Annotated in this window: 23 protein-coding genes and 1 tRNA gene; 11 read left to right on the forward strand and 13 right to left on the reverse strand. The window is 61.3% G+C overall.

The genetic code is table 11. From position 1 onward, the window contains the following. The first annotated feature begins 81 nt into the window (after positions 1-81). Positions 82-741: a TerC family protein gene (locus tag AC0L3N_RS22265; protein WP_123151378.1), complete on the forward strand. Its 660-nt coding sequence runs from the start codon at positions 82-84 to the stop codon at positions 739-741. 136 nt (positions 742-877) lie between these two features. Continuing rightward, the gene (gene rimO, locus AC0L3N_RS22270) at positions 878-2,191 is read left to right on the forward strand and encodes a 30S ribosomal protein S12 methylthiotransferase RimO (protein WP_473549536.1); all 1,314 of its coding nucleotides are present in this window, start codon (positions 878-880) and stop codon (positions 2,189-2,191) included. A gap of 129 nt (positions 2,192-2,320) precedes the next feature. On the opposite strand, the gene AC0L3N_RS22275 is transcribed toward rimO, so the two are convergent. Further along, positions 2,321-3,229, reverse strand: a complete 909-nt coding sequence (locus tag AC0L3N_RS22275; protein WP_473549537.1) for a LysR substrate-binding domain-containing protein — start codon at positions 3,227-3,229, stop codon at positions 2,321-2,323. Between the two features lie 223 nt (positions 3,230-3,452). On the opposite strand from AC0L3N_RS22275, the gene AC0L3N_RS22280 reads away from it, so the two are divergent. Further along, complete coding sequence (locus AC0L3N_RS22280; protein WP_473549539.1) at positions 3,453-4,646, forward strand: beta-propeller fold lactonase family protein; 1,194 nt, start codon at positions 3,453-3,455, stop codon at positions 4,644-4,646. A 121-nt stretch (positions 4,647-4,767) separates the two neighbouring features. Here the strand turns inward: AC0L3N_RS22280 and AC0L3N_RS22285 are convergent, their stop codons facing one another. The 8 genes from AC0L3N_RS22285 to AC0L3N_RS22320 all read right to left on the reverse strand — a co-directional run bounded on the left by AC0L3N_RS22285 (position 4,768) and on the right by AC0L3N_RS22320 (position 13,061). Then, positions 4,768-5,835, reverse strand: coding sequence for a BMP family ABC transporter substrate-binding protein (locus AC0L3N_RS22285; protein WP_473549540.1), 1,068 nt, complete (start codon positions 5,833-5,835; stop codon positions 4,768-4,770). A gap of 51 nt (positions 5,836-5,886) precedes the next feature. After that, entirely contained in the window at positions 5,887-6,807 is a 921-nt protein-coding gene (locus AC0L3N_RS22290) for an ABC transporter permease (RefSeq protein ID WP_473549541.1), read from the reverse strand. Next, entirely contained in the window at positions 6,807-7,919 is a 1,113-nt protein-coding gene (locus AC0L3N_RS22295) for an ABC transporter permease (RefSeq protein WP_473549542.1), read from the reverse strand. The genes AC0L3N_RS22290 and AC0L3N_RS22295 overlap by 1 nt, the downstream gene beginning before the upstream one ends. Further along, complete coding sequence (locus tag AC0L3N_RS22300) at positions 7,916-9,493, reverse strand: ABC transporter ATP-binding protein (RefSeq protein ID WP_473549543.1); 1,578 nt, start codon at positions 9,491-9,493, stop codon at positions 7,916-7,918. The genes AC0L3N_RS22295 and AC0L3N_RS22300 overlap by 4 nt, the downstream gene beginning before the upstream one ends. 228 nt (positions 9,494-9,721) lie before the next feature. Continuing rightward, positions 9,722-10,699 carry a quinone oxidoreductase family protein gene (locus AC0L3N_RS22305; RefSeq protein ID WP_473549544.1) on the reverse strand — a complete coding sequence of 326 codons (978 nt, stop codon included), beginning with the start codon at positions 10,697-10,699 and terminating at the stop codon, positions 9,722-9,724. Between the two features lie 35 nt (positions 10,700-10,734). Next, positions 10,735-11,502 carry a phosphatidylcholine synthase gene (pcsA, locus tag AC0L3N_RS22310; protein ID WP_246684285.1) on the reverse strand — a complete coding sequence of 256 codons (768 nt, stop codon included), beginning with the start codon at positions 11,500-11,502 and terminating at the stop codon, positions 10,735-10,737. A gap of 35 nt (positions 11,503-11,537) precedes the next feature. Further along, positions 11,538-12,152 carry a DUF1326 domain-containing protein gene (locus AC0L3N_RS22315; protein ID WP_473549545.1) on the reverse strand — a complete coding sequence of 205 codons (615 nt, stop codon included), beginning with the start codon at positions 12,150-12,152 and terminating at the stop codon, positions 11,538-11,540. A gap of 12 nt (positions 12,153-12,164) precedes the next feature. Beyond that, on the reverse strand, positions 12,165-13,061 hold the full coding sequence (locus tag AC0L3N_RS22320) for a DUF2182 domain-containing protein (RefSeq protein ID WP_473549546.1): 897 nt from the start codon (positions 13,059-13,061) through the stop codon (positions 12,165-12,167). A 104-nt stretch (positions 13,062-13,165) separates the two neighbouring features. Here AC0L3N_RS22320 and AC0L3N_RS22325 point away from each other — a divergent pair, with 104 nt between their 5' ends. Next, a complete protein-coding gene (locus AC0L3N_RS22325; RefSeq protein WP_473549547.1) occupies positions 13,166-14,377 on the forward strand; it encodes a UbiH/UbiF family hydroxylase in 1,212 nt (403 codons plus the stop codon). A gap of 228 nt (positions 14,378-14,605) precedes the next feature. Further along, positions 14,606-14,929 carry a heat shock protein HspQ gene (hspQ, locus tag AC0L3N_RS22330; RefSeq protein WP_029352484.1) on the forward strand — a complete coding sequence of 108 codons (324 nt, stop codon included), beginning with the start codon at positions 14,606-14,608 and terminating at the stop codon, positions 14,927-14,929. A 116-nt stretch (positions 14,930-15,045) separates the two neighbouring features. On the opposite strand, the gene AC0L3N_RS22335 is transcribed toward hspQ, so the two are convergent. Continuing rightward, the gene (locus tag AC0L3N_RS22335; protein WP_127208993.1) at positions 15,046-15,675 is read right to left on the reverse strand and encodes an invasion associated locus B family protein; all 630 of its coding nucleotides are present in this window, start codon (positions 15,673-15,675) and stop codon (positions 15,046-15,048) included. Between the two features lie 231 nt (positions 15,676-15,906). Here AC0L3N_RS22335 and AC0L3N_RS22340 point away from each other — a divergent pair, with 231 nt between their 5' ends. From AC0L3N_RS22340 to AC0L3N_RS22350, 3 genes are all read left to right on the forward strand, one after another. After that, positions 15,907-17,727, forward strand: a complete 1,821-nt coding sequence (locus AC0L3N_RS22340; protein WP_473549548.1) for an extracellular solute-binding protein — start codon at positions 15,907-15,909, stop codon at positions 17,725-17,727. Between the two features lie 23 nt (positions 17,728-17,750). Then, positions 17,751-18,431, forward strand: coding sequence for a DsbA family oxidoreductase (locus AC0L3N_RS22345; RefSeq protein ID WP_473549549.1), 681 nt, complete (start codon positions 17,751-17,753; stop codon positions 18,429-18,431). Between the two features lie 502 nt (positions 18,432-18,933). Further along, positions 18,934-20,820 (forward strand): ABC transporter ATP-binding protein/permease, encoded by a 1,887-nt coding sequence (locus AC0L3N_RS22350; RefSeq protein ID WP_165848813.1) that lies wholly within the window; start codon positions 18,934-18,936, stop codon positions 20,818-20,820. A gap of 157 nt (positions 20,821-20,977) precedes the next feature. On the opposite strand, the gene gor is transcribed toward AC0L3N_RS22350, so the two are convergent. From gor to rpiA, 3 genes are all read right to left on the reverse strand, one after another. Next, complete coding sequence (gene gor, locus AC0L3N_RS22355; RefSeq protein WP_123151358.1) at positions 20,978-22,366, reverse strand: glutathione-disulfide reductase; 1,389 nt, start codon at positions 22,364-22,366, stop codon at positions 20,978-20,980. Positions 22,367-22,518: 152 nt separating this feature from the next. Further along, positions 22,519-23,085 (reverse strand): DUF2059 domain-containing protein, encoded by a 567-nt coding sequence (locus tag AC0L3N_RS22360; RefSeq protein ID WP_473549550.1) that lies wholly within the window; start codon positions 23,083-23,085, stop codon positions 22,519-22,521. Further along, positions 23,072-23,800 (reverse strand): ribose-5-phosphate isomerase RpiA, encoded by a 729-nt coding sequence (gene rpiA / locus AC0L3N_RS22365; RefSeq protein ID WP_123151354.1) that lies wholly within the window; start codon positions 23,798-23,800, stop codon positions 23,072-23,074. Before rpiA ends, AC0L3N_RS22360 begins: the two co-directional genes overlap by 14 nt. 147 nt (positions 23,801-23,947) lie before the next feature. Here rpiA and AC0L3N_RS22370 point away from each other — a divergent pair, with 147 nt between their 5' ends. The 3 genes from AC0L3N_RS22370 to AC0L3N_RS22380 all read left to right on the forward strand — a co-directional run bounded on the left by AC0L3N_RS22370 (position 23,948) and on the right by AC0L3N_RS22380 (position 26,549). Further along, positions 23,948-24,631 (forward strand): phosphoglycolate phosphatase, encoded by a 684-nt coding sequence (locus AC0L3N_RS22370; protein ID WP_473549551.1) that lies wholly within the window; start codon positions 23,948-23,950, stop codon positions 24,629-24,631. A 126-nt stretch (positions 24,632-24,757) separates the two neighbouring features. Next, positions 24,758-24,832 (forward strand) — tRNA-Val (locus AC0L3N_RS22375). Between the two features lie 454 nt (positions 24,833-25,286). Beyond that, the gene (locus AC0L3N_RS22380) at positions 25,287-26,549 is read left to right on the forward strand and encodes an ABC transporter substrate-binding protein (protein WP_123151349.1); all 1,263 of its coding nucleotides are present in this window, start codon (positions 25,287-25,289) and stop codon (positions 26,547-26,549) included. Positions 26,550-26,557 lie beyond the last annotated feature (8 nt).

The following is a 26,557-nucleotide window of genomic DNA, read 5'->3' on the forward strand; positions in this document are numbered from 1 at the left end:
TGACGCGCGGGAACCATACACGTTAGGGCGTCCGGGCACTCCACGCGAACGATTGGCGACCAAGCAAGGAAATTTCAGCCGATGGAAATTTTTACCGCCGCAGGCTTCTCGGCCCTGCTCCAGGTTATCGCCATCGACCTCGTACTTGCAGGCGACAACGCCATCGTCATCGGCCTCGCTGCGGCCGGCCTGCCGGCCGAACAGCGCAAGAAAGCCATCCTCATTGGCGTGCTGGCGGCGACCGTGCTGCGCATATGTTTTGCAGCAGTAACCGTTCAACTGCTCTTGATCGTCGGTCTGCTGCTGGCTGGTGGCATCCTGCTTTTGTGGGTTTGCTGGAAGATGTGGCGCGAACTGCGCACCTCCCATGCCGACGAGCTGGAAGCGACCGAGGCGCTGGCGAATGCCGATCTCGACAAGGACAATGCCGTGGCTGGCAAGTCGCCGCGCAAGACGCTTGGCCAGGCAGCACTGCAGATCGTCGTCGCCGACGTTTCGATGTCGCTCGACAATGTGCTGGCGGTCGCTGGTGCCGCACGCGACCATTTCTCCGTGCTGATCATCGGCCTCGTGCTGTCGATTGCATTGATGGGTCTGGCAGCGAGCTTTATCGCCAGGCTGTTGCACCGCCACCGCTGGATTGCCTATATCGGCCTGCTGATCATCCTGTATGTCGCGCTCGATATGGTCTATCGAGGCGCGCTGGAAGTCTGGCCACATCTGAACAACGCGGTGAGCTAACGCCGCCTGTCCCGCCGCTTCCGCCGTCGGCACCGATACATTCATCGTGCGTTTCGTCGCGGTTGCCGCGGGCCCATACCAATGCCGCAATAAGTGTGGTACTGCGCCGCCAATCCCGAAAAGCCGGAAAACCTTTATGTCCGCTCCTCGCGTCAGCTTCGTCAGCCTTGGATGCCCGAAAGCCCTCGTGGATTCGGAGCGCATCATCACGCGCCTGCGCGCCGAGGGCTATGAGATCGCGCGCAAGCATGACGGCGCCGATCTGGTCGTCGTCAACACCTGCGGCTTTCTCGATTCGGCTCGCGATGAATCGCTCAATGCCATCGGCTCCGCCCTTTCGGAGAACGGCAGGGTCATCGTCACCGGCTGTCTCGGCGCCGAACCGGACGTCATCCGCGAAAAACATCCCAACGTTCTCGCCATCACCGGTCCGCAGGCTTACGAGAGCGTGATGGCTGCAGTGCATGAGGCCGCGCCCCCGAGCCACGATCCCTATGTCGACCTGTTGCCGCCGCAAGGCGTCAAGCTCACGCCGCGCCACTATGCCTATCTCAAGATTTCGGAGGGCTGCAACAACCGCTGCACCTTCTGCATCATCCCGGCGCTGCGCGGCGATCTCGTCTCGCGGCCGGCGGCCGACGTGCTGCGCGAGGCCGAGAAACTGGGCAACGCCGGAGTCAAGGAAATCCTGGTCATTTCGCAGGACACCAGCGCCTACGGCATCGACATCAAGTACCAGAGCAGCATGTTCGGCGATCGCGAAGTGCGGGCGAAATTCCTCGATCTGTCGGAGGAACTCGGCAAGCTCGGCGTCTGGGTACGCATGCACTACGTCTACCCCTACCCGCATGTCGCCGATGTCATCCCGCTGATGGCCGAAGGAAAGATCCTTCCCTATCTGGACATCCCGTTCCAGCACGCCTCGCCGCAGGTGCTGAAGAACATGCGCCGGCCCGCCCATGGCGAAAAGACGCTCGACCGCATTCGCGGCTGGCGCGAAATCTGTCCGGATCTTGCCATCCGCTCCACCTTCATCGTCGGCTTTCCCGGCGAGACGGACGACGATTTCGAGATGCTGCTCGACTGGCTGGACGAAGCCAAGATCGATCGCGCCGGCTGTTTCAAATACGAGCCGGTCAGGGGCGCCCGCTCCAATGATCTCGGCCTCGAACAGGTACCGCAGGAGATCAAGGAAGCGCGCTGGCACCGCTTCATGCAGCGCCAGCAGAAGATCTCGGCGACGCAGCTCGCAAGGAAGGTCGGCAAGCGCCTGCCAGTCCTGATTGACGAGGCCCATGGTACCTCGGCGAAGGGCCGAACCAAATACGACGCACCCGAAATCGATGGCTCGGTGCATATCCAGTCGCGGCGCCCGTTGCGCGCCGGCGACATCGTCACGGTCAAGATCGACCGCGCCGACGCCTACGATCTCTACGGTTCGGCGGTCTGATCGCCGGCGGGGGGAAGACCCCTTCTGCTAGAGCATTTTGCAGCCAAACGTCTTCGTTTGGCGTCCGACAAAATGCGTTAAAATAGAGAGTTAGAGCGCGGTTTTGGTTCGACCAAAACGCAAAGCGCTCTAAGACGTGACTGTTTCGCTTACACGGATAAGCATTCGCCTGAGCCAGGCGTGACCGGGATCGCTGTCGTTCCTCCGATGCCATAGCAAAGTTTCCTGATAACCGAAGTAGTCGAAGGGCAGCGGAAAAGAGCGCACGCGCGGCCAATTCGTCAGCCGGATCACGTTTGCCGACAAGGTGCAGATCATGTCCGTCTGGGCGATGATTGCCGGCACGGCGAGCGCATAAGGCAGGCTCATTGCAACGGTCCGCTTCAGGCCGCGGTCGTCCAGAAGGCGATCAACGTAGCCCTTCAGGTCGCCGACATGAGTGACCAGCAAGTGCGGATACTTCAGAAAGAGTTCGAGCGTCATCGCGTCGCGGATCTCAGGATGCTCGGCCGAGACGATCGATAGCCAGTTCACGTGGAAGAGTGATGCACGTTTGATCGTCGTCGGCGCATCGGGCAGGATAGTGATCGCAAGGTCTATCGAGCCCTTCTCGAGACAATCGACGATTTCCTGTCGGTGTAGGCTGCGCAGGACGATCGAAATTCTCGGCGCCGCTGAACGGAGCACCGGCATCAGTCCGGGCATTAAAGTCGCCGCGATGTGATCGGTGGTCGCGATCCTGAAGATGCGACCCGATCGCTCCGGCGAGAACTGGCCGAACCCTCCCAGCGCATCCTGGATCTGGCGTAGCGCGGCCCGGATCGGATCGGCGAGGTCGAGCGCCTTTTCGGTCGGCCGCACGCCATCGGCATGACGGACGAAAAGATCATCGGCGAAAAGCCGACGCAGATGGGCGAGGCGCTTGCTCATCGCCGGCTGGCTGAGCCCGATACGGGCTGCCGCCGCGCTCACGCTGCCTTCACTGAGCAGAGCGTCGAAGGCGACAAGCAGGTTCAGATCGATCGAAGCCAGATTCATGCTGGACCTCCCAGGTCTTATTACTGAGAGGAATATTGAGATGTCAAATATCGATTTGACGACTGAAAGCGAACCCCGAAAATAGGCGCCTTCAATCGATATGGAGACATCGATGCGACGCTGTTCTCTCGCTGCTATTGTTCTATTCCTGATGCCGAACCTCTCAAGCGCTCAGCCGGCCGAAAGTCGCGGAGGGACCGTCTTCGCGTTGTCGGATGTCGATATGGTGCCGACCGTCTACGAGACGGGCGAGCTCGGGCCTCCAGATCCTCACAATCGGGATACGCTGTCCATCATCACCTCGCCGACTGAGCGGTCTCGCTCTGTTGCGATGACGGAGGTTTCGAATTCGACCTACGGGCCGCCCGGAGCACTAGACGTCTCCCTGGATGGCCAGTTCGTTTTCGTCGCCGAAACCTTCCGTCAACGCTCCGAACGGGCGACCCGCCTCGACGAGTTGCAGCAAGGCGACACGATCCGATCGCTCCAGTTCGATGGCGGCCGCTCGGCGGTGGTCGACAGCGTGAGGATCGGAATCCAGCCGCAGGCGATCCATCTCAATCCTGCTGGCGATCTCATCGCCGCAATTACTGCCGACGCCGAACACGAACTCACTTTCGTACCGGTCAAAGAGGGTCGGTTCGGCCAAGCATCCAGCTTCGGTCTCGGTCTTGAGCCGTCAACGGGTTTCATTCCATTGAAGGCGACCTGGGTGCAGTGGCATCCAAGCGGCCGGTATGTTGGGGTCAATCTCATCGACCGTGGTCAGGTTGCCTTCTACGAGGTGCTGCGCGGAGAGGACGGAGCGGTTTCTGCTATTCGTCCCTGGGGCAATCGCATCCAGACGAACAAGTTCCCCTTTGTCGGCCGCTTTTCGCCGGACGGCCGCTACTACATCACCTCCGATGTTCAATGGGGAATCGATACGGCTGGTTTCTATGGCGTTCAGGAGGGCATCCTCACCACAGTCCGGCTTGCCGATGTCGGGACGACGGGCGACGCAGCAAGGCACACCGTGCCTCGCATCGCGCTTGGTGGCTGGGGCGCCGAGACGATCGCCTTCAGCCCCGACGGCCGCTTTCTTGTCACGTCCAATCTTCGCGGCACCGGTAAGCCAGATGGCTCGCGCGAGTGGACGGAGCAGGCGTCGCTCAGCCTCTATCAGCTGGACTCTGAAACAGGACGGCTATCGCCGCACGGCGAATGGCCGCTCGCAGGCGTGCTGCCGCAAGGACTCGCTTTTGATCGCACGGGACAAAAGCTCTTCGTTGGCGTGAACCGTTACCGCAATGAGGAAGCGCCGCTTGGCGGCGCCGTCGAGATATGGCAGATCATGACGGATGGGCGCCCGGCGCTCGCTCCCACATCGGATCGTATCAGGCTGCCTACGGGCGTTCACACGATAGTCGCCCGCTGAACTTTCGTGAGTGGGATTCGCAGCCGGGCAGGTTAACCTTCGAAGCTCTGCAGGTGAAAAGAGGGCGCCCAAAGGCGCCCGCTCCTGTTCCGGCGAAAGCCGGCCGAGCCAAGGCTTGCGCTTACTGCGGCAGCTTGTCGTCGACGCCCTTGACGTAGAAGTTCATGCCGAGCAGTGTCGCGTCGTCGGCGACTTCGCCGTCCTTCAGCCACGGCGTTCCGTCCTGCTTGGCAATCGGCCCGGTGAAAGGATTCCATCCGTCGATAATCTTCTTCTCGGTGGCTTCCGCCATCGCCTTCACGTCGTCGGGCATGTTGGTGTAAGGGGCCATCTTAACGGCGCCATCCTTGATGCCCAGCCAGACATTGCCGGGCTTCCAGGTGCCGTCGAGTGCAGCCTTCACCCGGCCGATATAATACGGCCCCCAATCGTCGACGATCGAGGTCAACTGTGCCTTGGGAGCGAACTTGATCATGTCCGAAGACTGGCCGAAGCCCTGCAGCCCGCGCTCTTCGGCGACTTGCAGGGGAGCGGTCGAGTCGGTGTGCTGGACGATGATGTCGGCGCCCTGGTCGAACAGAGCCTTGGCGGCATCGGCTTCCTTGCCCGGATCGAACCATGAATTGACCCAGACGATCTTCGCCTTGAAATCCGGCTTGATTGACTGGGCGCCGAGCATGAAGGAATTGATGCCCATCACCACCTCGGGAATCGGGAACGAAACGATGTAGCCGGCGACGCCCGACTTCGATTGCTTGGCGGCGATCTGGCCGAGGATGTAGCGGCCTTCGTAGAAACGCGCATTGTAGATGCCGAGATTTTCGGCCGTCTTGTAGCCGGTCGCGTGTTCGAACATCACGTCGGGGAACTTCTTGGCGACCTTCACTTCGGGGTCCATGAAGCCGAAGGACGTGCCGAAAATGATCTTGCATCCCTCGCGCGCCAGGCGCTCGAAGGCACGATCGGCATCGGGACCCTCGGAGACGTTCTCCAGATATGCGGTCTCGACCTTGTCGCCGAGTGCCTTTTCTACGTCCAGGCGGCCCTGGTCATGCTGATACGAATAGCCGAAATCGCCTATCGGGCCGGTGTAGACCCAGCAGGCTTTCAGCTTTTCCTGAGCTTCGGCGGTCGCTGCCAGCGACAATGTCGCCGCCGTGGCCACCAGCGCAATAAGCAGTTTTTTCATCGTGTTACCTCTCTGAGTTAAGCCTTGGAGCTTCCCGTTTGTCTTTTATTGTCAACGATCCGGAACGAATGGCTGCCCCAAGGAAGCCGGTGTGTTCATCATCGTCAAACGCTTGTTGCGCGAGATTAGAACGAGAACCACGATGGTTGCCAGATAGGGTAACGAAGAAAGCAGTTGCGAGGGAACCGGAATGCCAAAAGCCTGTGCATGAAGCTGGCCGATCCATACCGCGCCGAAGATATAGGCGCCGGCCAGCACCCGCCATGGCCGCCATGATGCGAACACGACCAGCGCCAGCGCGATCCAGCCCCGCCCGGCGGTCATGTTCTCCACCCACTGCGGCGTGTAGACCAGCGACAGGTGGCCCCCGGCAAGGCCTGCACAGGCGCCGCCGAAAATCACTGCCAGATAGCGGTAGCGGATGACCTGGATGCCAAGCGCATGGGCCGATGTGTGGCTGTCGCCGATCGAGCGCAGTGTGAGGCCGGTTCGGGTTTTGAACAGGAACCACATGACAGCGGTGGTCAATGCGATTGAGATGTAGAAGATCGGGTCCTGGCCGAACAACAACCTGCCTATAACGGGGATCGCTGTCAGGCCGGGAATGTCGAGGTTTGGCAGCCTCGCGCCGGGCTGGCCGACAAAGCTGGTGCCCATCATGCCGGAAAGCCCGAGGCCGAGCAATGTCAGCGACAGGCCGGTCGCCACCTGGTTGGTGGCCAGCGACAGCGTCATGACGGCGAACAGCAGCGAAAACACCGCACCCAAGGCGATCGCCGCCAACAACCCGATCCACGGCGATCCGGTGAGATAGCCGGCGCCGAAACCGCCGACCGCCCCCATGATCATCATGCCTTCGACACCGAGATTGAGCACGCCGGAACGTTCGACCACCAGCTCGCCGATCGCCGCGATCAGCAAAGGCGTCGCCGCGGTTGCGATGGTCAAAAGAATGTTGACGGTGATGTCCATCAGCGGGCCTCCTCCAGCTTCGGCGCGGATTCAAGCTTCGGCGCGGCAAAGCCGATCAGACGAATGCGGTAGTGAATGAGGGTGTCGCAGCCGAGCACGAAGAACAGGAGCATGCCCTGGAACACGCGCGCCACCTTGTCGGATATGCCGAGCGCGCTTTGCACCGCTTCGCCGCCAAGATAGGTCAGCGCCAGCACCAGGCCCGCCGCGACGATGCCTAGCGGATTGAGCCGGCCGAGGAACGCCACGATGATGGCGGCAAAGCCGTAGCCGGGTGAAATCACCGGCTGCAGCTGGCCGATGGCGCCGGAGACTTCCGAGATGCCGGCAAGTCCGGCCAGTGCACCCGACAGCATGAAGGCGAAGAACACCATCCGGTTGATACCGAAGCCGGCGAAGCGCCCTGCCCTGGGGCTTGAGCCGAGCACGCGGACCTCAAAGCCTTTCAGCATGCGGCTCATCAGGATCCAGACCAGCACCGCCGCGACCAGCGCGAACACGAAACCCCAATTGGCACGGCCTGAGGCCGGCATCAGTTCCGGGAGGATGGCCGAGTCGTTGAACTGTATCGTCTGCGGGAAATTAAAACCCTTCGGATCGCGCCACGGCCCGCGCACCAGCCAGTCGAGGAACAGCTGCGCGACATAGACCAGCATCAGGCTGGTCAGGATCTCGTTGGTGTTGAAGCGCGTCTTGAGCAAGGCGGGAATGGCGGCGTATGCGGCACCGCCGACCATGCCGAACAGCAGCATCAGCGGCAGCACCAGCGGCCCTTCAAACTGCGGAAACAGCACCGGAATGCTCGAGCCGACGATGCCGCCCAGGATGAATTGGCCTTCCGCGCCGATATTCCAGATGTTGGCCTTGTAGCAGACCGACAGGCCGACCCCGATCAGGATGAGCGGTGCCGCCTTGATCGCCAGTTCATGCAGCTGCCAGACCTGACCGACCGGCTCGAGGAAGTAAATTTGGAACGCCTTCAACGGATTGACGCCAAGCAGCGCGAACAGGATGGCGCCGGCGATGATCGTCAACACGAATGCAATGAAGGGCGACAGCGCCGAGAACAGCATCGAGCGCTGTGGCCGTTTGACGAGTTCGAGGCGCATCATGACGTCTCCAGAGCGTGTTCGGCGTGACCTGGCTCGGCCCCGCCCATCAGCAGTCCTATCTTTTCGAACGTCGCCTCAGCGATCGGCAAAGGCTTCGACAATTCGCCATTGTGCATCACCGCGATCGCGTCGGATATCTCGAACAATTCGTCGAGGTCCTGGCTAATGACCAGCACTGCCGAGCCGCTGCGCGCCAATTCGATCAGCGTCTGGCGAATGTGGGCGGCGGCACCGGCGTCGACGCCCCATGTCGGCTGATTGACGACCATGACGCTTGGCCTGCGGTCGAGTTCGCGGCCGACAATGAATTTCTGCAGATTGCCGCCTGAAAGCGCTGCCGCCTCCGGATCCGGAGCGCTCTTGCGCACATCCATCGCCTTGATGATGCGCTGGGCAGCGGCATAGGTCGCATCGCTTTTGACCATTCCGCCGGCGCCGACAAACACCTTGCCGTCGGTGGCATGGCGCGACAGAAGCAGGTTTTCCGAAAGCTTCATGCGGGGTGCTGCACCGTGGCCGAGCCGCTCTTCCGGCACGAAGGCAGCGCCCATCAGCCGCCTGCCGGTGATGCTGAGGCCGCCGGCATCCTTGCCGCGGATGCGCACCGAGGCGGTATCCTGCTGCGGCACCTCGCCGGAAACGGATTCGAAGAACTCGCCCTGGCCGTTGCCGGCAACGCCTGCAATGCCGATCACTTCGCCGGCGCGTACCGTCAGGTTGATGTTCCTGAGCGGGATCGAGAACGGCGTTGCCGGCCTGCGGCTGAGTGCGCGAATTTCAAGCAGCGGCTGCGCCCTCTCGATACCCTGAACCGGCGCGCGCACCACGGCCTGCACGTCGTTGCCGACCATCATGCGTGCCAGCGATGCCGCGGTTTCCTTGCGCGGGTTGCAATGGCCAACCACCTTGCCGTGACGCAGCACGGTGGCGCGGTCGCAGATGCGCTTGACCTCTTCCAGCCGGTGCGAAATGTAGAGGATGGACTTTCCTTCCGAGCGCAACCGTTCGAGCGTCTCGAACAGCTTGTCGGCTTCCTGCGGCGTCAGCACCGAAGTCGGCTCGTCGAGAATGATGAGCTGCGGCGTCTGCAGGAGGCAGCGGATGATCTCGATACGCTGGCGCTCACCGACCGACAGATCGCCGACCAGCGACTGCGGGTCGAGCGGCAGGCCGTAGCTGTAGGAAAGCGCCCTCGCCTTCGCGGCGATCGTGCTGATCGGCGAACCGTCGTCCAATGACAACGCGATGTTCTCGGCCGCCGTCAGTGCCTCGAACAACGAAAAATGCTGGAACACCATGCCGATGCCGAGCTTCTTCGCAAAGCCGGGATTGGTGATCGTGACCGCCTGACCGTTCCAGAAAATCTCGCCCGAATTGGGCTCCAATGTTCCGAACAGCATTTTGACGAGCGTCGACTTGCCGGCGCCGTTCTCGCCGAGCAACGCGTGGATTTCGCCTTTTGCGACGTTGAGATCGATATGGTCGCACGCTGTCAGCGTGCCGAACGTCTTGGTAAGGCCACGAACCTCGAGCAGGTTTGCGTCGTCCTGTTTTGCACTCACAGTGCCTCCCATCTGGTTTGCCAGATATGTTCTGTGTTCCCGCAGGCATGGTATGCGCGGCCTGCTGTCATCGCAAAGCGGCACCCGTCTTGAAAGAGCTTCAAGAATTTCAGCGGAAACCTAACGCATCGGCCCGAAAATCGAAATCGATTTTCGGAAAGCACGATGCGTAGATTCAAAATGTTAGAGCGTGCTTTGTGCGTCCAAGTGGACGCACGCCGCTCTAAGCGATCGCAAGGCTCAAGGGATAAGAATGGTGGTCCCGGTTGTCCTGCGGCCTTCAAGATCTGAGTGCGCCTTGCCGGCATCCTTGAGCGCGTAGCGCTGGTTGATCTTGATCTTGACCGCGCCGCTGAGCACGATTTCGAACAGCGCGGCGGCGGACGCCTCCAGGTCTTCGCGCTTGGCGTTGTAGACGAACAGCGTCGGCCTGGTTGCAAACAGCGAACCTTTCTGCGCCAGCAACGACATGCTGAACGGCGGGACCGGTCCTGACGATTGACCGAAGCTGGCGAACATGCCGAGCGGCTTCAGGCAGTCGAGCGAGGCCGGAAAGGTGTCGTTGCCGACCGAATCATAGACGACGTCGCACTTTTTGCCGCCGGTGATGGCGAGGACGCCGGCGACGAAGTCCTGCTCGCGATAGTTGATGACGTGGTCGAAGCCATGCGCCTTGGCGAGCTCGATCTTGTCGGCGGAACTGGCGGTGCCGATCACGGTTGCGCCAAGGTGCTTGGCCCATTGGCCGAGGATCAGTCCGACGCCCCCGGCCGCCGCGTGAAACAGGATCGTGTCGCCCGCCTTCACCTTGAAGGTACGGCGCAGCAGATATTCCGCCGTCATCCCTTTCAGCATCATGGCGGCCGCCTGCTCATCGCTGATGCCGTCCGGCACCCTCACCACGTGGTCGGCGGCGATCACGCGCTGCTCGGCATAGGCGCCAGTCGTGACGGCGTAGGCGATGCGGTCGCCCGGCTTCAGCCAGTCGATATCCGCGCCGACTTCCACCACCACCCCGGCCGCCTCGCTGCCGGGGATCAGCGGGAAACCGCCTGGCGGCGGATAAAGGCCGGAGCGATGATAGACGTCGATGAAATTGAGGCCGATCGCCGTATGCTTGACCAGGATTTGTCCCGAGCCGGGTTGGCCCGGATCAGCGTCCTCATAGGTCAGAACCTCCGGACCGCCATTGGCGTGGATGCGTATTGCTTTGGACATTGATGAGGCTCTCTTGGGACCAGACTCTATTGGGATCAGGTTTTCTTGGCGCCGAGCGTTGGAAAGAGCTGCATGATACCGCCGATGCATGCGAGGTAAAGTCCGGTGACCGTGATGCCGATCTTGGTGAAGACACTCACCTGCTCGCCAAGGACGCCGATCTGGTCGTAGAAGGCGGCAAGAGCTGCCTGCGCCAGCGCCAGCGCTCCGAAAGCGCACCATAGCAGCGTCATGCCAAGGTTGATCGGGCGCAGCCGCACCACCCGCACCGGGTGGATGAAATTGATCGGCACGAAGGTCAGAATGCCGGCCACCACGACCACGGCGAAGGAAACCCATTGTCCCGGATCGATGACGAACAGCGTGAACACCACCATGTTCCAGACCACCGGAAACCCCTTGAAGAAGTTTTCCTTGGTCTTCATACCGGTGTCGGCATAGTAGATCGCGCTCGATACGACGATGATCGCGGCCGACAGGAACGACAGGCCCTCACCCATGAAGCCGCGCTGGTAAAGCGCGAAGGCCGGTATCAGCACGTAGGTGACGTAGTCGATGATGTTGTCGAGGAGTTCGCCCGACCATGTCGGCAGGATTTCCTTGACCTCGAGTTTCCTGGCGATCGGCCCGTCGATGCCATCGACGAACAGCGCCAGTCCCAGCCACCAGAACATCGCCGTCCAGCGCTGCTCGCTCGCCGCCACCAGCGACAGGAACGCCAGGAACGAGCCCGACGCGGTCAGCAGATGGACCGAAAACGCGCGCGCCTGCGGCCATGTGACTTTCTTCTTTGGCCTCGGGATCCTGTCCGTGATTTTCCTGGCCGTTGTTTTCTTGCTCACGGGCCCCGCCAGTCCAGCTTGCAGATTTCGGCCGAGCGGCCGGCAAAATTCCAGTTGCGGCCGAAGGCCCGCATCTTGCTCTTGTCGGACCTGGCGACGATGATTTCCGGTGCGATCCAGTATTCCGAATTGCTGATCACCGTATCCTTGTCGCGGTCCTTGCCGACAATCGGCGTCACCGCCCCGTCGATGATTTTCGGAATCTGGAAGATCCGTGTCCTGTCGCGCGTCTCATAGGTGACCGGCGCTTGCTCGACGCCGAGGAACTTTCCGACCAGGATGGAGAGCAGCGAGGTGGTTCCGCCAGCCTTGCCGGTGAAAATCCTGGTCAACGCCTTTACCGCGTAGACTGAGGCGCGCTTGTCGATGAACAGTCCGGCGGTCCAGTTGCCGCGGCTCATATAGCCGGGGATTTCCATGATCAACCCAAGGTTGAGGCCGGACAGGTCGACGTCGCCGAAATGGCCGGCATCGATGCGGAACCCCGCCCAGGTCTGACAATAGCCCTCGGTCGGCGGATGACTGCCGAGAGACAGCACGCAAGGGCAAAAAACCGTGCAATTGCAGGAGAGCACCAGCTCTCCCTTCATTGCCCAGGCTTGATCTGCCATCGAATTCTCTCCCTATGCCGAGACTACTAGCAGGGCGGCTGCCCAGACAAGCAGTATCGCACCGGCGATCCGGGTTGGCAGCCTGCCCGCCGTCTGTTTCTCGATCAAGGTGAACAGGCCGATCAGCGCCATCCAGAACACGTTCATCACACCGACCACGAACATCACCAGCATCAGCGCCCAGCAGCAGCCGAGGCACCAGACGCCCTGCTCCACGCCGAGCCGGAAAATGCGGCCGGGCCTCGCGCTCCAGTTCGAAAACAGGATCGAGAACGGGTTTTTGCATTTCGTCAGGCAGGCTTCCTTCAGGCCGCTGAACTGGTAGAGGCCGGCGACCAGAAGCGCGACTGCTCCTGTCGCTCCGACCACTGGATCGAGCACCTTCACAGGTGAGGCGAAGGCGTGGACGATGAGCGTCAGCGCTGCAAACACTGCCGACGCGGCCAACCACACGCCGAGGTAACCGGCGACCAGGACCAGCGGATGGACGACCGGCTCGCCCTTGATCCGCGCCGTATCGGCAATCTCGCAATAGGTGCGGATCATCGGCGCCACCGAGGGCAGCATGGTGGCGATCGCCATCAGGAACCACATGACGATGAGCGCTCCGGCCTGCACGCCAACGCCTCCGTCGAGCGGCGCGGGTGCAAGACAAAGAGTGAAGAAGCGGTCGAGAAAACCCGGCAGCGGCAGCTGCGGCAGATATCTGAGCATCATGTCGCCGGGTGCATCGATGCCCGGAACCCGGCTTTCGGCGCCGCGAATCGCCATGGCGCCGAGAAGCAGCCAGGCCAGGAGGACGCCTGCGCCCAAAAATATGTTCACCGCCAGTCGGGGATTGCGCGAGACGCTCGCCATGGCGCGGCCGACACGATCGAGATGGCTGAAATCATGGTCTTGGCCGATCATGGCAATCGAATGGGCCGAATCGCCGCGTTGATCAAGCCGTATGATCTGACCTATATGCTTGTCAGGTCGGACCGACCGCCTCGCATCACAATCCGGAAGCGAACTTGGACCATCAGCAAACAGCACGGATACTGGTTGCCGGCAGTGGCCCGGCAGGGCTGATCGCAGCGCTTGGGTTTGCGGATGCCGGCTTTCCCGTGACGCTCGTCGGACCTGAGGCAAATGGCCAAGACGGCCGAACGACGGCTTTGATGACCCCAGCCCTGAAGGTCCTCGAGCGGTTAGGCGTCCTCGATGAGGTGAGGTCCAAGGCCGCACCGCTGAAGGTTATGCGCATAGTCGATGCAACCAACCGGCTGATCCGCAGCCCGGTGGTCATTTTTCGTGCCAGTGAAATCGGCGAGCAGCAGTTCGGGCTGAATTTACCCAACAGCGCGCTCAACCCTGCACTTGCCGGGGCCGTAGCCGCACATTCCAGCATCGAATGGCGAAAAGCGATGGTGGCGACCTGGCGCCTTGACGCCGATCATGCCCGTGCGATCCTGTCTGACGGCAGCGAGGTTGCAGCATCGCTGGCGGTCGCTGCCGACGGGCGTCTGTCGCCGGCCCGCGAGGCTGCCGGCATCTCGACATCCGCCCGGTCCTATCCGCAGGCGGCACTGGTTCTCAATTTCGGCCACCGCAGCGATCACGCTTTCACCTCGACCGAATTCCACACCGAGACCGGCCCGTTCACCCAGGTTCCCCTGCCCGGCAACCGGTCCAGCCTTGTCTGGGTGGTAGAACCGGAAACGGCGAAGGAACTTGTGGCGCTGGACGATGCGACGCTTTCGATGCGGGTCGAACAGCGGATGCAATCGATGCTGGGCCGGGTGTCTGTCGAGCCCGGCCGGCAGATCTACGCGCTTTCGGGCGTGACGCCCCGATTCTTCGCGCGCAACCGGGTGGCACTTGTCGGCGAAGCCGCCCATGTGTTCCCGCCGATCGGCGCGCAAGGTCTCAATCTTGGTATCAGGGATATCGACGATCTTGTTGGGATTGCTTGCGAAAACAGAACCGATCCAGGTGCCGTCAAGGCACTCGCGGCTTACGATTTCAGGCGGCGGCCCGACATTCTGGCACGCAGCGGCGCGGTCAACCTGCTCAACAAGTCGCTGCTCTCGGACATGCTGCCGGCACAGATCGCGCGCAGCGCCGGCCTCGGCGTGCTCGGCGGATTCGCGCCGCTTCGCGCCTTTTTCATGCGCGAGGGGCTGCGGCCCGGCAGTGGTTTTACCGCGCTCGCCGGTGGCTTAAGGAAACAAGTCCGGCGGTAGCACGCCCCTCGGGCGGGCTGGTCTGTAGCTTGATGTGCCGTCAAGCGCTTCGGCATTGATCAGGCACTTCGACATTGAATTGATGCGGCGTCTGCGTCAAGGAGGGTCAGGCATCAGCCCTAAGTCGGGCTCGATTTTTTGAAGCGTAATGCGTAAATTCAAAGTCTTAGAGAGTCTTTGCGCATTCCAAGGGCGCGGCACTCCTAGGACTTAGTGGTGAGTACGATGATGAAAACAGCCAAATTCTCGATCGGACAGGTGGTTCGCCACCGGCTGTTTCCGTTCCGCGGCATCATTTTTGATGTCGACCCGCAATTCGCCAACACCGACGAATGGTATGAGGCGATCCCCGCGGATGTGCGGCCGCGCAAGGACCAGCCCTTCTACCATTTGCTCGCCGAGAATTCGGAAACGGAATACATCGCCTATGTGTCTGAGCAGAACCTGCTCGAGGATCAGTCTGGCGAACCGGTGCGGCATCCGGAGATCGGCGAGATGTTCGACAAGAGGCCGGACGGCCGCTACGAGCCGAGACGCCAGTCAAGACATTGACCTGACGGATTGCGGGCCTGATGGGATCAAAAAATGGCCGGCCGGAACAAAAAAGCGGGGCATGACCCCGCTTTTTTCTTGGCTTGAGAAATTGTCTTATTCGCCCCGAGGGGCGATCAGTTGGCGGTCTTCGCCTTGTCCTGCTCTTCCTTGAGCTTCTTGGCGAAGTCCTGATTGTTCTTGGCAACGAAATCCTGAAGCTTCTTCTGCCGATCCTCGATGTCCGACTGCTGCAGCGGCGGCCCGTCGAAGGCGCCGCTGAAGCCGGTCAGCGCGATCTTGATCGGGTTCGGCTGGTTCTGGAAATTGACCGAGGTCAGCGTCAGGTTCGAACCCTTCTTGAAGGAGGCGACGAGCTGGTCGGTCAGCGGCACTTCCGCCACGCAGCGGTCGGGGAAGCAGATCACATAATCGAGCTTCTGCGCCTTCCCGGTATCGATTTGAAGGCCAATGCCGGGAGGAACCAGGCGACCGGTCGGAACCGTCACCTGGAACACCTTGCGGTTTATCTTGCCCTTCAATTCGATCAGGCTGACGCCGGTGACGAGCTGGCCGTTACCGGCAGTGGTGATGTTCTGGACATTGCAGATGTCGACGTCTTCCTGCTTGGTGCAGGCTTTGAACCAACCCTGCGGAATCTGCTGTTGCTGCTGCGCAAGAGCTGCTGGAAGTTGTGCGCCCAGAAAGCCGACCACGCCGGCGGCCAGGACCGACAGGCGGTACGCGTTGCTGTTCAGGCTCGTCATATCGTGAACTTCCTCTCAAATGATCCCAGGACCGGCTTCTTCGCGCCGTGTGGTCCAGCTACCTGTTGCCGAAATGAGGCAACAGAATGACTCGGACGGCGTGTTACACCGCTAGCGGTGCCGAATCCAGCCCGATACTCGCAATTCTTGAACGCGCGATTGACCGGGAGGCGGCCGGCTCATGCTAGGGTGCGCTCCGAATCATCAAGCCGACCCAGTAAGGAGACGGTCATGGGCCGCGTTCTTGTTTGGCTGATCGCCGCGATCTCTTTTATCACACTTTCGCTTCAGCCAGCTGTATCGGAGCCGAAACACGCGATCGCCATGCAAGGCGAGCCGGCGCTGCCGGCCGACTATACGCATTTCAACTACGTCAATCCCGATGCGCCGAAGGGCGGCAGCATCACCTATTGCGTCGTCGGCAGCTTCGACAATCTCAACCCGTTCATCCTGAAAAGCCTGCGTACGACGGCACGCGGCATGATCGATAGGATCTTCGGCAATCTCGTCTTCGAGCCGTTGATGCAGCGCAATGACGATGAAGCCTTCAGTCTTTATGGCCTGCTTGCCGACACTGCCGACATGGATCCAGAGCGCAAGAGCATCGAATTCCACCTCGATCCGAGGGCCAAGTGGTCTGATGGCCAACCGATGACTGCGGAAGACGTGCTGTTCACTTACGACGTCTTTACCGAGAAAGGCCGGCCACCCTACAGCGCCCGTATGAGCATGGTCGCCAGACTCGAAAAAATCGGCGACCACAGCGTGCGCTTTACATTCAATGACAAGGCCAACCGCGAGACTCCGTTGGTTATCGCGATGACGCCAATCGTACCGAAGCACGCTTTCGACAAGGAGACCTTCGACAGGACCACGCTGAAACCTGTGATCGGCAGCGGCCCGTACACCGTGGCGCACGTGGCGCCTGGCCAGCGCATCGTGTTCAAGCGCAACCCAAATTATTGGGGCAAGGACATCCCCGCCAAGCGCGGTTTCGACAATTACGACCAGATCACCATAGAATATTTCCTCAATGCCAACGCCAAGCTGGAAGCTTTCAAGAAAGGCATCTGCGCCATCGACGACGACAGCGATCCGGTCAAGCGCGAGCGCGATCTCGACTTCCCGGCCTTCCACAAGGGCGACGTGATCGCCGAAACGTTCGACACCGGCATCCCGCCAGTGGTGACGGGGTTCCTGTTCAACACACGGCTGCAGAAGTTTTCCAATCCGGTCGTTCGACGCGCGCTCGGCATGCTCTACGACTTCGAATGGGCCAACAAGAACTTGTTTGGCGGTAAGTACATGCGCACCATGAGCTATTGGCAGAATTCCGAGCTTTCCGCGCTCGGCCATCCGGCCGACGACAGGGAAAAGGCGCTTCTGGCACCCTACCCGGGTCGTGTGCCAGCCGATGTCATGGACGGCACTTGGCGGCCACCCGTCACCGACGGCTCGGGCCAGGACCGCAAGGTGCTGAAAGCTGCCTTCGACATATTGAAGGGCGCAGGCCATACCTTGCAGGATGGAGTGATGCTCGATCCCGAGGGGAAACCCTTCGGCTTCGAGATCCTGACCGCCTCGCAGAACGAGGAGCGCCTTGCCGCCATCTACCAGCGCACGCTGGCGAAGATCGGCATCGCTGTCACCATCCGCAGCCTTGACGGCGACCAAATCCAGTCGCGCAAGCAACGTTTCGATTTCGATGTGCTGATCGGCGCCAGCGGCTTCGAGAACTCGCTGTCGCCGGGCATTGAGCAGTTCGGGCGCTGGGGATCAGCTGCCGCCAATGCCGAAGGGTCATTCAACCTTGCCGGCGTCGCCGATCCGGCGATAGATGCCGCACTAGAGGCGATGCTCGACGCCCGCAGCCGCGAAGATTATGTTGCCGCCGTCCGGGTCCTCGACAGGTTGCTGATCTCCGGCCACTACATGGTTCCGATGCAGCACAACACGCAGCAATGGCTCGCCTACTGGAGCTATCTGGAACATCCGCGAAAGACTCCCATATCCGGCTATAGACTGCCGACATGGTGGCGCAAGCCGAAGTGACCTCTTCGGAACAGGAGATCAAGATGAGCGACGAGAAGTCGATTACCGTCGATGTGGTCTCCGACGTCGTCTGTCCGTGGTGCTTCATCGGCCAGAAGCGGCTCGACAAGGCGATCGCCGCGGCAAGCGATGTCGACGTGCACATACGCTGGCGGCCGTTCCAGCTCGACCCGACCATCCCGCCTGAAGGCAAGGATCGCCGCGAATACATGGTGGCCAAGTTCGGCAGCGAGGAACGCGTCCGCGAGATCCACGCCCGCATCGAGCCACTGGGCGAAGCCGAGGGGATCAACTTCGCCTTCGCCGCCATCAAGGTCGCGCCCAACACGCTGGACGCGCACCGCGTCATCCGCTGGGCTGGTGCCGCCGGCGAGGTCATGCAGAACCGGCTGGTGCGACGTCTGTTCCAATTGAATTTCGAGGAAGGCGCCAATCTCGGCGATCATGCCGTTCTGATCAACGCCGCCCGCGAGGCCGGCATGGATGCATCCGTGGTCGAGACGCTTTTGCCGACTGACGCCGATGTCGAGGCGGTGCGCACCGAAATCGCCACCGCTTCGCGCATGGGTATCACGGGCGTGCCGTGCTTCCTGCTTGAGGGCAAGTATGCGGTGATGGGCGCGCAGGACGCCGACACGCTCACCGACGCCATTCGCCAGGTTGCGGCGGCCAAGGCGCGGGGCGAGTTGGAGAAAGCGAACTGATAGACGCCATTCCATAGGCGCGTTTGGCGACATTGCCACAGCAGCCAACGCCCTCCGGTCACTTTTCCGGCTGCCGCCAGGGTCGATATGGCAACAATGATGACGACTCGTCTTTGCGTCCGTTCGTCTTCCGCGACATAAAAATCGGCTGATCGACCACGCTCTTGCTTAACAAAACTGTGCAAAAAGCTTTCCCTTGGGGAAGGTGCTGGCGCCCGCCCGCATGAACCACCAACTAATTGAAATTATAGAGATAATCTGCTTCGAGAACGACATCGCATGGCGCTGCCGCTGTTGCTTAATGGCAACGGCTAGGGGTTCAATCCTCCACAGACCGAGAAAAGATAATGGAAAATGATCAATTGGTGTTACTGTCTGTAACAAAACTAAAAGAGGTTTGGGCGGGATTGTGATTCGGGTCGGTAGACCAGAGCGACATTCAATATCGGAAAAATGGCTCCGCGGTGCCGCAAGGCCGCCGCTCCTGACACCGGTTTCCTCGATGCGCAGCTTCTGGGGACTGATGCGGGCCTACTGGTTCTCGGACCGCTGGGTGGAGGCCTGGACGCTGACGCTGGTCATCGCGCTGTTTACCGCGCTCTCCAGCAAAGCCGGCGTCTGGTTCGCCGAAGCATCCGGGGAACTGGTCAACTCGATCGCCTTTTACCACGATGCCGCGAACACCACGCCGCTCGCATCGCTGCTCACCAATGCCGGCATGCTCATCCTTCTTGTCGTGCTCAAGGACGCGGGCTTTACCGGCATCCGCACCTTTGTTTCCGCAACGCTGCATCGCAAATGGCGCGGTTGGCTGGACAGCCGTTTCAACGAAGCGCTTCTCGACACCAATCACACGCACTTCCATGCCCAGCATGGTTCGTCCGGCACTGCTGCTCCCGACAACATCGACCAGCGCGTCCAGGAATCGATCAAGGACATGACCGGCGGAGCCATCGGCCTCGCCATGGGGGTCATGGCTGTCGCCACATCGCTTTATTTCGTCGGCCGGAAACTGCTTGAAACCTCGGCGGAGGTGAAAGGGCTGGAGTTCCTCGGCAGCTATGGCAGCGCGGTCTTGGCTTTCCTGGCGGTCGCCATATACGTGCCGCTGAACACCTGGATCGCGGTGAAGCTCGGCAGACTGCTGGAGCGGCTCAACATCCGGATGCAGCAGTCCGAAGGCAGTTATCGCGGCGAGTTGACGACGTTCCTGCGTCGCAGTTTCCACGTCGCCGCATCACAGGGCGAGAACGTGCAAAAGACGATGCACGACCGGCTTTATGTCGACATCGACCGCACTTGGGCGCGGCTGAACATCGTCAACACCAGCTACCGTTCGTTCGAGCTGGTCTACAATTTCATCGGCGCCCGCATTGTCGCCTACGGGCCGGGCCTCGTGCCCTACATCCACAACCGTTTCGATCTCAAGGGCTACATAACCGGCTCCGAGATGGTCAACTCGCTGATCAGTCAGTGTTCGTGGTTCATCCATGTCATGCCTTCCATTGCGGCTCTGCGGGCCAACAGCCAACGCGTGACCGAACTCGCCAACGCGATCGAAAACGTCCAGCACCCGCAGGAATTCTACAGTCTCACCGGCTGCTCCGATTTCCGCTATGATCGCCAGAACCCGGTTTTCGGCTTGACCATCCAGAAGCTCGAGCTGACCCATCAGGGCGAGGACGCCACGCCCTTCCTGAGCGCTGCGAATTTGCGTTTCCGACGCGGTGAGTGGACGTTCCTGAAGGGCGAATCGGGTTGCGGCAAGACATCGCTGATCAAGGCAATCAACGGCTTGTGGCCCTATGGCCGCGGTACCATAGTCTTCCCGGAAGGGGTCGAAAGTTTCTATGCCGCCCAGGAGGTCAAGCTGCAGCAGGTCTCGCTGAAGCAACTGGTCTGCCTGCCCGGCTCAGAGCGCGATTACACCGACACGCAGGTTGCATCGGCTTTGCACAGAGCGGGCCTTGGCGATTTCATCGAACACATGGCCGATGAAAGCCGCGAGGGCATGAACTGGGACCAGGTGCTTTCGGGCGGCCAGAAACAGAAGCTGGTTGTCGCTCGTATCGTGCTGCAGCAGCCTGGGCTGCTGTTTCTCGACGAAGCGACCGGCGCGCTCGACCCCGAAGGGAAGATCGCCTTCCATCAGGCAATCAAGGACAATTGTCCAGACGTCACGGTGATCTCGATCATGCACGAGGCCGTGCCGCCAAGGTCGCTTTCAGGCGCCGAATTCTACCACAGCATCGTTGCCATCGCGGATGGCGTCGCGACCAAAAAGCCGCTGGCGCCGAGCCTGCCGGTCGAGCTCACCACCATCCTCGAGCACCCAAGGCCGGTCGAGGAAAGATGGCTGCGCTTCCCTCGCCGCATCAGGCAGAAATAGCGGCGACACAACATCGCTGCCCAGTGTCGCTGGTGATCCTGCCCTGCCCGCTGCAGCCGGCAGTGTCGGGGCGGATCACCGGCTCGCCCCCAGGTTGGCAGTGTTTCGAGGAGCTTGAGGACATCGGCGGCTGTTCCGTCCGGGCGAAAGCAAAACGTCAGACGCGCTCGCCGTCCTTCACCCGGTAGGTCGGCTTGTACATGGTGACGAGTTCTTCCGCTGCGGTCGGATGCACGGCCATCGTGCGATCGAAATCATCCTTGGTCAGCCCCGCCTTCAGCGGAATGCCGAGAAGCTGCGCCATCTCGCCGGCATCCGGCCCAAGGATATGGGCGCCGAGCACTTTTTTCGAGGCGCCGTCGACCACCAGCTTCATCAGCATTTTTTCGTCGCGGCCCGACAGCGTGTGCCGCATCGGCCGGAAGGTGGCGCGGTAGATCTCAATATCGGAAAAACGTTTTATCGCCTCGTCTTCCGACAGGCCGACCGTGCCGATCTCGGGCTGCGAAAAGACCGCGGTGGCGATTGTATCATGGTCGGGCGCGGTCGGGTTGCCCTTGAAGGCGGTCTCGACGAAACACATCGCCTCGTGGATCGCCACCGGCGTCAATTGCACGCGGTTGGTGACGTCGCCGATCGCCCAGATGTTGTCGATGTTGGTGCGCGAATATTGGTCGACATTGATAGCGCCGGTCTTGGTCATCTCGATGCCGACGCCCTCAAGACCCATGTTTTCGGTATTGGGAAGACGCCCGATGGCGAGCATGACCTGATCGACCGTCAGTATCTTGCCGCCGGTGACGACAGCATCGAGGCGACCGTCCGGGCGCTTCCTGATCCATTCGGATACGGCATGGCAGAGGATTTTTATCCCCTTCTTTTCCATCGTCTCGTGCAGCATGCGCCTGAGATCCATATCGAAGCGCGAGAGAATCTCCTTGCCGCGATAGACCAGCGTTGTGTCGACGCCGAGGCCGTGAAAGATGTTCGCGAATTCGACGGCAATATAGCCACCGCCCTCGATCATGATCGCGTTCGGTAATTCCTTGAGGTCGAAGGCCTCGTTGGAAAAGATGCAGTGCTCGTGGCCGGGCAGAGCCGGGTGCGGCGCTGGGCGGCCGCCGGTGGCGATGAGAATCTGGTCGGCGGTGACGGTGCGGTCGTCGCCGAGAAGATGCACCACATGCGGATCGACCAGCATGGCGCGCGACTGAAACGTCTCGCCGCCGGCACCTTGGACATTCTTCCTGTAGATGGCTTCCAGCCGGCTGATCTCGCGATCCTTGTTGGCAACCAATGTCTGCCAGTCGAAGCTCGCCTGCGGCACGGTCCAGCCATAACCTGCGGCGTCGGCAAAATGTTCGGGAAATTGCGAGGCATAGACATAGAGCTTCTTCGGCACGCAGCCGCGAATGACGCAGGTGCCGCCAAAACGGTATTCCTCGGCAATGCCGACGCGCTTGCCGAGTGCCGCCGCCATGCGCGCCGCCCTCACCCCGCCGGAGCCGCCGCCGATGACGAAAAGATCGTAGTCGTAACCGGCCATGGTGCGGCTCCTTGCCCTTCAAAATGTTTGAGACAGGTAGGCTGCAAACCACCAAAAGAAAAGCCCGGACCACCACGCCGCGCATGCTGTCGGATGCGCGACGGAGGCCGGGCTTTCCGGTCCAGCAGCGATAACGCCGCCGGAAATTATGCTCAGTTCTTCGGTGCTTCCGGCTGCGTACCAGCCGCAGGAGCCGCGGCATTTGCCGGCGCTGTGGCCTTTGCTGCCGCGGCCAGCGTTTCGCCGACCTGCTGGGCGAGATCGCGAGCGACGCCGTTCTGCCAGATTTCGGCGGCCTTGAGCAGGTCACGCGTCACGCCCGGGCCGCTGTCGAGCAGCTTCTTGCCGGAATCGGAATTATAGAAAGCGGCGATTTCGGTAAGCTCTTTTTCGGAAAATACCTTGGCATAGGCCATGGCTGCTTCCTTCTCGAGATCGGCGCGGCGCGAGGCCAGGGCCAGCGCCTTTTCGCTGATGGTCCTGCCGATCAGTTCCTGCATATCCGGGTTCTTTTGGATAAGCTGCTGCTGAAGCGCGGCGGCGGCTTGCGGCAGGATGTTGTCGAACGGGTCCGTCGCGTGGATCGCCGCGACGGCGGCGCGGGCCGCCTTCAGATGCCCGTCGGTGACGTCCTGCGAGAACGCCGGCGATGAAAACGCAAAGACGGCTGAAGCTGCCAGAATGGCAGAAAAACGGCGAACCCGGTTATGCAACGTCATGATCGATAGAACTCCCTGGTTTTCGGGCGGCATGGACGGTTTGGATGCCGTCGCCGGCTATGATGGCCGCTGATGCCAGCCCGATGAAAAGACCATGCTCGACCACGCCCGGAATGGCATGGAGAGCATTCGAAAGCGCTCTTGTATCCGGAATGCGGCCAAAAGATGCATCGAGGATAAAGTGGCCGCCGTCTGTAACAAAAGGCTGCCCCCCCGTCATCCTCAATGTGACGGGACCGGAAAGGCCGAGCCTTTCGGCCGCCGCGGCGACCGCGATTTCCGTGGCACGCAGGCCGAACGGGTTGACCTCGATGGGCAGTGGAAAACGGCCGAGCGTCTCGACCATCTTCGAACGGTCGGCAATGACGATCATCCGAGCGGAAGCCGCCGCTACGATCTTTTCGCGTAGCAGCGCACCGCCGCCGCCCTTGATCAATGTCAGCGCCGGATCGATCTCGTCGGCGCCATCGATGGTAAGGTCGAGTTCGGGCGTTTTTTCCAGCGTCGACAGCGGCACGCCAAGCTCGCCGCAAAGGATGGCGGTGCGCTCCGAGGTCGGCACGCCGATAATGGTGAGGCCGGTGGCGACCTTTTCGGCGAGCAGCCGAACGAACTCTTCGGCCGTCGAGCCGGTGCCGATGCCGAGCCGCATGCCGTCGCTCACATGGGCGAGCGCTGCCCGTGCGGCTTCGACCTTCAATTGTCTCGCATCCATGTCGCGCCCCAAAATTTGTATCGGCGCTCCTAGCATCTTTGCCCGTCCGGTCAAAGACTTTGCCCTGTGGATTGACCAAGCACTGCTTGCCTGGATGGGCTGAAGCGGCTATCGCCTGCCGGCAGCGCAATCGTCACAGGACAGGCCATGACCCGACCGATCATCGTGTTCGACCTCGACGGGACGCTGATCGATACAGCGCCAGACCTGCTCGACAGCCTCAACCACAGCCTTGCCGCCAGCGAACTGGTAGCCGTCGACGAGGCCGGCTTCAAGCGTTTCGTCGGCCATGGCGGGCGGGTGATGATCGAGCGCGCGCATGCCGCGCAGCAAAGATCGCTGGCAGTGGAGGAACACGACCGATTGCTAAAGCTGTTCCTTGATCACTACACCGACAACATCCCGGGCAAATCGCGCCCCTACCCCGGCGTCGTCGAGACGATCGCCCGATTCGAAGCAGCCGGCTATCTCCTGGCCGTCTGCACGAACAAGTACGAAGCCAACTCGGTGGCGCTGATCGAGGCGCTCGGCCTGGCGAAGCATTTCGCGGCGATTTGCGGTCAGGACACGTTTTCGTTCCGCAAGCCCGACCCGCGCCATCTGACCGAAACCATCGTGCTGGCCGGCGGCGATCCGCACCGCGCGCTGATGGTGGGTGATTCGCAGACCGACATCGATACGGCGAAAGCCGCGGGCATTCCCGTGGTGGCGGTCGATTTCGGCTACACCGACCGCCATGTGCGCGAATTCGAACCGTCGGCGGTGATCTCGCATTTCGATGCGCTGACGCTTGCTCTGGCCGAACGCCTGATTGCCGCTGCGGGGCACTGAACGACGGCGACCGGGTCGCTCCCGGCGGAGTTGCATTCGGTCTTCGTCGGAACGCCCGGACATCGCCTTGACTTCCCCGGCCGGCCTCCCTTATATCGCGGCGCGCTTGGCCTTCGGGCAACGAGCGGGCGATTAGCTCAGCGGGAGAGCACACCCTTCACACGGGTGGGGTCGCAGGTTCAATCCCTGCATCGCCCACCAATACCCGCTTCCGGTACAAAGCTACCATCCGCTTCGCAGCCGCCTACGCTTCGAACTTCCGCCTCAAGGCCAGGTTTGCCATGACCCGGTTCATGCGATTCGCCAGGCAGCTGGGTACACATCACTAAGCGCTGTCTACCCTTGGAATCGCTCAAGCTGCACATTGAACGCGGCCGGGAGAAAGTTGACGGACGATAAAATCGTCCTAGGTGAACTGCTATCTCAGTGGCCCGCGAACTGACGAGGGGAATCGCCGTCGACCTCCTGCTCCGACCAGATGAAACTGCGCAATTGCAAATGCGTCCGGCTTCCGCGAACATTGCTGGACCCCATCAAGGGCCCGTAGCGGCCGACCCGAAACTGAGCCCTGGCTTCCCAGCCCGCTGTCATGGCGGCCTCGGGGATGACCCTGGATCCAGCCAGCGACCTTAAAGTCAAAAGGGAGGAATAACCGATGAACCTGACAAAACACCTTGCCGGTGTGGTGATCGCGTCGACCTGTCTGTGTGTGCCGGCGCTGGCGCAGACCAAGTTGACCATGTGGTATCACGGCGCCGGCAATGAGGTGGAGTCGCGAATCCTCAACCAGATCATCTCCGACTTCAACACCAGCCAGTCCGACTGGACGGTGACCATCGAGAGCTTCCCCGAGAAGAGCTACAACGATTCCGTTGCGGCGGCGGCCCTGGCGGGCAACCTGCCCGACATCCTCGATGTGGACGGGCCCGTCATGCCCAATTGGGCCTGGGCCGGCTATCTGCAGCCGCTGCCGATCGACGAGAGCGAGTTCGCCGACTTCCTGCCCGGCACCAAAGGCGTGTGGGATGGCAAGCTCTATTCGGTCGGTCTGTGGGAGGCGGCGGTGGCGCTTTTTGCACGCCAATCGACGCTGGATGAATTGGGCTTGCGCACCCCGACCCTCGACAAGCCCTGGTCGAGAGAGGAATTCATGGCCGCGCTCGATGCCGCCAAGGCCTCCGGCAAATATGAATTCGCCCTTGATCTCGGCATGAACGACCAGGCCGAGTGGTACTCCTATGCCTTCTCGCCGTTCCTGCAGAGCTTCGGCGGCGACATTGTCGACCGTTCGACCTACAAGACCGCGGAAGGCGCGCTGAACGGCGAGGCTGCGCAGGCCTTTGGCAAGTGGTGGCAATCATTATTCACCGGAGGCTATGCGCCGGGCACCAGTGAGGACCCGGCCGATCAGCAGACCGGTTTCATCGGCGGCAAGTTCGCCTTCCAGTGGAACGGCAATTGGCGCGCGGTGGCAACGATGGAAGCCGTGGATGACGTTGTCTTCCTTCCAGCCCCCGATTTCGGCGCCGGCAACAAGATCGGCGCGGGATCCTGGCAATTCGGCGTCTCGGCCAAGTCCAAGCATCCGGAAGGCTCTGCCGAGTTCATCAAGTTCGCCGCGCAGGACAAGTACCTGGCCGCCTTCTCCGACGGCATCGGCCTGATCCCGCCGACGCCCTCGGCGGCGCAGATGACGAAGAACTACAAGGATGGCGGCCCGCTCGCGGTGTTCTTCGACCTCTCCAAAGCACAAGCTCTGGTGCGCCCGGTCACCCCGGGTTACGTGGTCCAGGCCAAGGTCTTCACCAAGTCATTGGCCGATATCGCCAATGGTGCCGACGTGGCCGACACGCTTGACGCGGCGGTCGACGAGATCGACGCCGACATCGAAAGCAATGGTGGCTACGGCCACCGCTAGATCTGTCG

The organism is Mesorhizobium sp. WSM4807 (genome assembly GCF_055811615.1).